6 protein-coding genes and 1 tRNA gene are annotated in these 7,549 nt (G+C 63.1%); 4 read left to right on the top strand and 3 right to left on the bottom strand.

The genetic code is table 11. From position 1 onward, the window contains the following. Positions 1-535: 535 nt before the first annotated feature. Both V0U35_RS13345 and V0U35_RS13340 read right to left on the bottom strand, forming a co-directional pair. Positions 536-1,717, bottom strand: coding sequence for an acyl-CoA dehydrogenase (locus V0U35_RS13345; protein WP_330197233.1), 1,182 nt, complete (start codon positions 1,715-1,717; stop codon positions 536-538). A gap of 129 nt (positions 1,718-1,846) precedes the next feature. After that, positions 1,847-2,317: a response regulator gene (locus V0U35_RS13340; protein ID WP_330197232.1), complete on the bottom strand. Its 471-nt coding sequence runs from the start codon at positions 2,315-2,317 to the stop codon at positions 1,847-1,849. 245 nt (positions 2,318-2,562) lie between these two features. Here V0U35_RS13340 and V0U35_RS13335 point away from each other — a divergent pair, with 245 nt between their 5' ends. Genes V0U35_RS13335 through V0U35_RS13320 form a run of 4 tightly spaced genes read left to right on the top strand, consistent with a single transcriptional unit; the run spans position 2,563 to position 7,338 of the window. Further along, positions 2,563-3,741: a dipeptidase gene (locus tag V0U35_RS13335; RefSeq protein WP_330197231.1), complete on the top strand. Its 1,179-nt coding sequence runs from the start codon at positions 2,563-2,565 to the stop codon at positions 3,739-3,741. Between the two features lie 28 nt (positions 3,742-3,769). Beyond that, positions 3,770-4,633 (top strand): N-formylglutamate amidohydrolase, encoded by an 864-nt coding sequence (locus tag V0U35_RS13330; protein ID WP_330197230.1) that lies wholly within the window; start codon positions 3,770-3,772, stop codon positions 4,631-4,633. Continuing rightward, positions 4,633-6,024, top strand: a complete 1,392-nt coding sequence (locus tag V0U35_RS13325) for a YfcC family protein (protein ID WP_330197229.1) — start codon at positions 4,633-4,635, stop codon at positions 6,022-6,024. Before V0U35_RS13330 ends, V0U35_RS13325 begins: the two co-directional genes overlap by 1 nt. Positions 6,025-6,051: 27 nt before the next feature. After that, positions 6,052-7,338 carry a M20/M25/M40 family metallo-hydrolase gene (locus V0U35_RS13320; RefSeq protein ID WP_330197228.1) on the top strand — a complete coding sequence of 429 codons (1,287 nt, stop codon included), beginning with the start codon at positions 6,052-6,054 and terminating at the stop codon, positions 7,336-7,338. A gap of 12 nt (positions 7,339-7,350) precedes the next feature. On the opposite strand, the gene V0U35_RS13315 is transcribed toward V0U35_RS13320, so the two are convergent. Further along, positions 7,351-7,426, bottom strand: a tRNA-Lys gene (locus tag V0U35_RS13315). Positions 7,427-7,549 lie beyond the last annotated feature (123 nt).

Here is a 7,549-nt window from a genome sequence, read left to right as displayed (position 1 = left end):
CAAAATACCAGCCCTCGTCAGCCTGCGCGACGGACGGTACCGTCAGAAAGGCTCCGGCTGCGGCGGCTATTAAAAGCCGTTTCTTCATCTTTCCCCCTCCGGAGGCCAAGCCTCCATCGCGTGAGTCAAACTTTGGTCTGGCCGAAGCCAGAACACGAGGAACCCCCGGACATCCGGGTGCTCTGCGAATTTTTCTACATGATAATTTTGGCCCGCGCCACCCTTAGACGCCTGATTGAAAACGCTTCGCGGGCACTTTCCCGTCCTGCGCAAGGCAGCACTCAAAAACTCGCCTCAGAGGCGATTTTGGTCCCGGGCGGAAAGACCGCCACACTCCGGGAAACCGCATCAGAATTGGGAATTTCGATGCCTTATGCGATCATCGGGTCATCGGGACAGGACGGGCGTCCAGGCCCGAGCGGCGTACTGAAAGCGGTCCTTTTCCCGCCCCGACACCGGCGATGCTCCGCCCGCTCACGTCGACTGCAATCGAAATATCGCAGGGCGTGTCGCTTCTGCCACACCCCGTTTGGGGTCAGGCGAAGGCCTGCAACCCTGTCTGCGCGCGACCGAGAATCAGCGCGTGGATGTCATGCGTGCCTTCATAGGTGTTGACCGTTTCCAGGTTCATCACGTGGCGGATGACATGGAATTCGTCGGAGATCCCATTGCCGCCATGCATGTCACGGGCGGTGCGGGCGATATCGAGGGCCTTGCCGCAATTGTTGCGCTTCATCATCGAAATGATTTCCGGCGCGCCCTGCCCGTCGTCGAGCATGCGCCCGAGCCTCAGCGACCCGGCCAGCCCCAGCGCGATCTCGGTCTGCATATCGGCCAGCTTCTTCTGGATCAGCTGGTTGGCCGCCAGCGGCTTGTTGAACTGCTTGCGCTCCAGCGTATAGGTCCGCGCCGCATGCCAGCAGAATTCAGCCGCCCCCATCACGCCCCAGGAAATGCCGTAGCGCGCCTTGTTGAGGCAGCCGAACGGGCCTTTCAGCCCCTTCACCTCGGGCAGCAGGTTTTCTTCCGGGATAAGAACATCGTCGAGCACGATCTCACCCGTGATTGAGGCACGCAGCGACATCTTGCCCTCGATCTTCGGGGTCGAGAATCCCTTGGCATCGCGTTCGACGATAAAGCCGCGAATATCGCCGGCATCATCCTTGGCCCAGACCACGGCCAGGTCGGCAATCGGTGAATTGGTTATCCACATTTTCGCGCCGTTGAGACGGTATCCTCCGGCTTCCTTGCGGGCGCGGGTCACCATGCTGCCCGGATCGGACCCATGGTCCGGCTCGGTCAGACCGAAACACCCGACCAGCTCGCCCGACGCCAGCTTCGGCAGGTATTTCTTGCGCTGGGCTTCGGTGCCGTAGGCGAAGATCGGATGCATTACCAGCGACGACTGGACGCTCATCGCGGACCGGTATCCGGAATCGACCCGCTCGACCTCGCGCGCGATCAGGCCATAGGCGACATGGCTCAAGCCCGCCCCGCCATATTCTTCCGGAATGGTTACGCCAAGCAGGCCCATCTCGCCGAATTCGCGCATGATCGCCGGGTCGAAATGCTCGTCGCGGTTTGCCATCAGCACGCGCGGGGCCAGGCTCGCCTTGCAGAAACTGGCGGCGGATTCGCGGACCATCCGCTCTTCCTCGGTCAGCTGATCATCCAGGCGGAACGGGTCGGACCAGTCGAAATTCGGCTTTGCGCTCATGGGTGTCGGTCTTTCGGTTTGGCGCAGTCTCCGCGCCCGGCTCGATATGCGACACCGCTTAGCCCAAGCTGGTCGGCCAATCAAACAGCCAGGCGGACTCTTTCTTCGAACCTGTTCAAATCTGCTTGGTTACGCGTCATCCAGTTGCCGCGCCGCCCGGCGCAGCCGCGCGACCAGCGTGTCGGTGGTGAAGGGTTTGTCGACCCACCCCAGCGGCTGCGCGGGCGCGGCTTCGCGGTTCTTCTCGGCGTCACCGGCATAGGCCGTGATGAACAGGCTGCGGACACCGAGTTGTTCATGAAATTGCCGGGCTATGTCGGTTCCGGCCTGGTCGCCGCGCAGATTGATGTCCATCGTGGCAAAGTCGGGCTTCAGCGCCGCACCCATCTCAAGGGCCCGCGCCCGGGTTGGCGCAATTCCGACAACCTCCATCCCGGCATTGCGAACCGCCTGCTCGATTGTCATGGCAACCAGGAAATCATCCTCGACGACCAAGACGCGCAAGGGCGCGGAGTCGCGGCGATCCGGTGTTGCCTCTGCAGCATCGGCAGAGAGACCAGTCGCTGTCCGGTCACGCTCGGTGAGGGTTAACATCGCCATACTATCGTCTTTGCTCGGTCGGTCGGGCGCATCCGCGACGAGGCGGGTGCGCAGGAATGCCGGGTTCCGGCAGGGCCGCTCTGCAGCCATCTTCTGATGACAAAACGGGAAACCGCCACATTCGTTCCATCACAGCACCGGCGTGATGCAGCGCGCGGCAACGAGTCCAAATCGCCCTCTCCGCTTGCCGTCCGCCGCCTGATCGTGCCTAGTCCGAATTGGCGGGCATTATCGGGAGGATGAGGATGGCAGGCCTGGTGAAATGGATATTGGCGGTGGCGTTTTCGCTGGCCCTGGCAGCAGCGGTCTTCTTTTTCGTGGTCCTGCCGCCGCGGGTCGACAATTCACTCAATGCCGTCACCGCGCACGATCCCTATGTCATCTCCACACAGGCGCAGGCCCTGCACGACACGCTGCGCGTCGCCGATCTGCACTCCGATCTCCTGTTGTGGTCGCGTGATCCCGTGCGGCGTTACGCGCGCGGCCATACCGATCTTCCGCGCCTGCGCGATGGCGGCGTCGTGCTCCAGGTCTTTACCTCGGTGACCAAGACCCCGTCGGACATGAATTACGAATCCAATGATGCGACGAGTGACGACATCACCCTGCTCGCCATCGCTCAGCGCTGGCCCGTGGACACCTGGAGATCACTGTATAATCGCGCGCGGTTTCACGCCCGCCGGCTGCACCGCGCGGCAGCGCGCTCTAATGGCGATTTCGTCGTGGTCGGCAGCCAGGCCGATTTGCGTGCCGCGCTCGATGCCCACGATACCAATCCCGACCTTGTCGCCGGTATCCTCGGAACCGAGGGTGCGCACCCCCTGGAAGGCGAGGTCGCGAACATTGCGCGGCTCCACGATGAGGGCTACCGGGTCGTCGGTCTCCAGCATTTCTTCGACAATGAGCTCGGTGGTTCGCTGCACGGGTTGTCGAATGCGGGTCTGACCGATTTCGGTCGCGAAGCGGTCCGCGAACTGACCCGGCAGGGCTTCATCATCGACCTGGCCCACTCGTCCGAAGCGGTGGTGCGGGAAGTCCTCGACATGAGTGATGCCCCGATCATCGTCTCGCATACCGGCGTCCGGTCGCTGTGTGAGACACCGCGCAACATTCCCGACGCCCTGCTTGCCGAGATCGCCGATCGGGGCGGCCTGATCGGTATCGGCTTCTGGGCGGATGTCACCTGCGATGACACCCCGGCCGGGGTGGCGCGCGTCATCATCCATGCCGCCGACACGTTCGGCGTGGACGCTGTTGCGCTTGGTTCGGACTATGACGGGTCGATCACCGCGACCTTCGACGCCTCCGAACTCGCTGCCCTCACCCAGGCCCTGCTCGACGCCGGCATGGCCGAGGCTGATATCCGCGCCGTCATGGGCGAGAACCAGATCCGCTTCTTCCTCGAGAACCTGCCGCGTGAATGACAGCGCGACGCGGCCCGGCGCTCCGGGGATGACGGCGTTTGTGATCCAGCGGCCGCCCGACGGAATCGCCGCCCTGCCGCTGGTTTTCGATTCCCCGCACAGCGGCACCGTTTTTCCCGACGGCTTTTCCACACCGGCGGCTAAGTCAGAACTGAAAACCGCCTGGGATGCCCATGTCGAGGACCTCTGGAGCAACGCCGTTGATGAGGGTGCGACCCTGATCGCGGCCACCTTTCCACGTGTTGTGGTCGATGCGAACCGCGCGCCGGACGATATCGACCCGGCACTTCTTGACCGGCCCTGGCCTTCCCGATGGGGCACGCTCAATCCGACCCGCTATAGCGCGCGAGGCATGGGCCTGTTGCGCCGCGACATCCTTCCCGGACAACCGACGCACCACGGACTTCTGGATCCTCTGACGGTGAAGTCCTGGATCGATACGCTCCATGCGCCCTACCACGCCGCACTTGATTCAACCATCAAGGCTTTCCGCTCAAAGCACGGAAATGTCTGGCATATCGACTGTCACTCGATGAAGTCGGCCGGCAATGCGATGAATATCGACGCCGGAAAGCCGAGGCCGGATATCGTCCTGGGGGACCTCGACGGAACCAGCGCCGCCCCGGACTTCACCCAGTATGTGAAGTCGGCATTCTTGGCGGCGGGCTTCACGGTTTCGGTCAACGATCCCTACAAGGGCGGCTATCTCGTCCAGCGTTTTGGCCGGCCGGAGCAAGGCCTTCACAGCCTGCAAATCGAGATTAACCGCGCCCTCTATCTCGATGAATCAACAGCTGAAAAATCACCGGACTATCCTGCATTCAAATCCGCCCTGTCGGCGATTGGGGCCAGTATCGCCGCCTTCGTGCGATCCAACATGGAGTTAGCGTGATGCGTGAACCCGGCCAACGCCGCACGATCCATCCGGTTGTCATTCTCCTGGGCATCCTGGTCCTCGCGACCGCGCTGACCTGGCTGGTCGCGTCAGGCAGCTATGAACGCGACGGGCGGCTTGTTGTGCCGGGCAGTTTCGAACTGCTCGACAAGGAAAGAACGCTCTCCGGCGTGATCCGGGCACCGGACACATCCGAAGGTGAGACCGCCGCGCCCGTCAGCCTCACAGGCGCATTGATCGCCATACCGGCAGGTCTCGAGCGCGCGGCCAATCTCATTTTCATGGTCCTGTTGATCGGCGGCATGTTCGGGATACTCGACAGGGCCGGCGTGGTGGAAAATGGAATCAACCGCCTGCTGCACGCTGCGCGCGGCCGGATTTCGGTTCTGGTCGTCGTGTTGATGACGGTCTTCTCCGCCGGCAGCGCCTTCCTGGGACTGGCCTCGGAATACCTCCTTGTCATCCCCGTAATGACCGCCATGGCCGCCCGGATCGGCCTGCCCGCGATAGTCGGCTTTGCCATCGTCACCATCGCGGTGAAGGTTGGCTATCTCGCCTCGGTTACGAACCCGATCCCGCTGACCATCGCCCAGCCCCTTGTCGGCGTTCCGGTGTTTTCCGGCGCAGGCCTGCGGCTCTTCTTCTACGCCGTCTTCCTGGCGGCGGGCATCGGCTTCCTGCTCTGGCGATTGCGCGGCATGAAGCCCGAAGGGGCCGTGTCGCTGGAGGCGCATACCGCTCCGCCGATGACGATCCGGGAAGGAGCCATGGTCGCGATCCTCGTCGGCGGAATTGCGGTAATCCTTGTCGGATCGACCCGGTGGGACTGGTCGCACCTCGAGCTATCAACCGCCTATATCGCCATCTCGCTGGGCCTGGCCATTGCAAGCGGTTTCTCGCCCAGCGAAAGCGCGGAAGCCTTCGTGTCCGGCATGAAGAAAGTCCTCCTCGCCAGCGCCCTGATCGGCGTCGCGATGGCGGTGACCATCGTGCTGGAGCAGGGCCGGATCCTCGACACGATCGTTCATGGCCTGAATGCCGCGGTTGGCGCACACGGGGCCTATGTCACCGCGGTCTCGATGTTCGGTGCCCAGCTCCTGCTCGACTTCCTGATTCCATCGACATCAGGACAGGCGGCCGTGACCATGCCGATCATGGGCCCTGTCGCCCAGCTCGCCGGGGTCGGCCCGCAAACCACCGTCTCGGCCTTCCTCTTTGGCAACGGCATCACCAACATGCTCACCCCCACCTCGGGAACGCTCCTCGCCTATCTGGCCGCCGGGCGCATCAACTGGCTCGACTGGGCCCGGTTCGTTCTGCCACTCTGGGCCCTCTTCATTGTCATCGCCTGCGCCCTTTTGGGTGTGGCGGTCGCCCTCGGGGCCTGACCCCCAGCCCAGCTACCGGAGCCCATCATGAAGTTCTTCGCCGCCCTAGCCGCCCTCCTCCTGATCGTCGCTCCAGCCAATGGCCAGACCGAAACCGATGCAGACACCACCGTAGCGGCCCTGATGGCCGAACCTGTTGTCCAGGACGCCATGGCACGGCTGGAAGATATGCGCGAGACGAACAATGAACGCCTGGTCGCCATCAATGAAATCCCCGCCCCGCCTTTCGGTGAAGAGCCTCGCGCCGCCGATATCGCGGAGCGGATGCGGGCACTGGGGCTGGACGATGTGACCATAGACGAGGTTGGCAATGTGATCGGCCGCAGGCCGGGAGCCCCCGGCGGCGAGACCATCGCCATCGTCGCACACCTAGACACCGTTTTCCCCGAAGGCACGGATGTCACCGTCCGGCGCGAGGGCAACGTCTTCACCGCACCGGGGATCGGGGACAATTCACGCGGCCTTGTCGCGCTGCTGGCCCTGATCGACGTGCTGCAGGCCGAAGAGATCGAAACGCGCGACACCCTGCTGTTCATTGGCTCGGTCGGCGAGGAGGGCATCGGTGACCTGCGCGGCGTGCGCCATCTGTTTCGTCCTGGTGCGGAAATCGTCGACGCCTTCATCGCGATTGACGGCGGCGATGTTGAGCGCCTCGTTGTCAACGCCGTCGGCTCGCTGCGTTACCGCGTGACATTCGCCGGTCCGGGCGGGCATTCCTACGCCGCATTTGGCATGGCACATCCGCACCAGGCCCTGGCCGAAGCCATTGTGCGTTTTACCGAATCTGCGACACCGATTACGCTCGACGGCGACAAGGCGACGTTCTCGGTCGGACGGATCGAGGGCGGTACATCGGTCAATTCAATTCCGTTTGAAAGCACTATGGAAGTCGACATGCGCTCAGCCAGCCCGGACAAGCTGAATGCGCTGCATGATGCCTTCCTGGCCTCCATGCATGACGCGCTGGCCGCGGAAAATGCCCGCCGCCGCGAAGGTCCGGAGCTGGAATTGTCGCTGACCCCGATCGGGTACCGGCCTCCGGGCCAGAATGATCCCGGCCAACCGCTTGTTCAGCATGCCGTTGCAGCGCTTCGCACATTCGGGATCGACGCGGAAATGCGCGAGTCCTCGACGGACGCCAATATTCCGATGTCCCTGGGTGTTCCGGCCATCACGATCAGCCGTGGCGGCATTTCACGCGATGCGCATTCGCCAGACGAGAGCTGGGAAGACGTTGACGCCCATGTGGCGCTGCAGGCCACCCTCCTCCTCATCCTGGCCGAGGCGGAACTGATCGGGCCGACAGTGCATTGAACTGACGAGTGATGGTGAGCCCGCAGGGATTCGAACCCTGGACCTACTGATTAAAAGTCAGTTGCTCTACCAACTGAGCTACAGGCTCTTACCACCGCTGGTCAGGGCGGGAGGCCTATAGCGAAGCTCCTGTGGGGTCAACTCATCTCGACGCCGGGCGGCAGTTGGCTGCACCGGAAAGGTCATGCCGCGGTCTCGAATCCGCCGGAAT

It is taken from the genome of Hyphobacterium marinum, assembly GCF_036330325.1.
Lineage (GTDB): Bacteria > Pseudomonadota > Alphaproteobacteria > Caulobacterales > Maricaulaceae > Hyphobacterium > Hyphobacterium marinum.
This window is presented reverse-complemented; position numbering and strand designations above follow the sequence as displayed.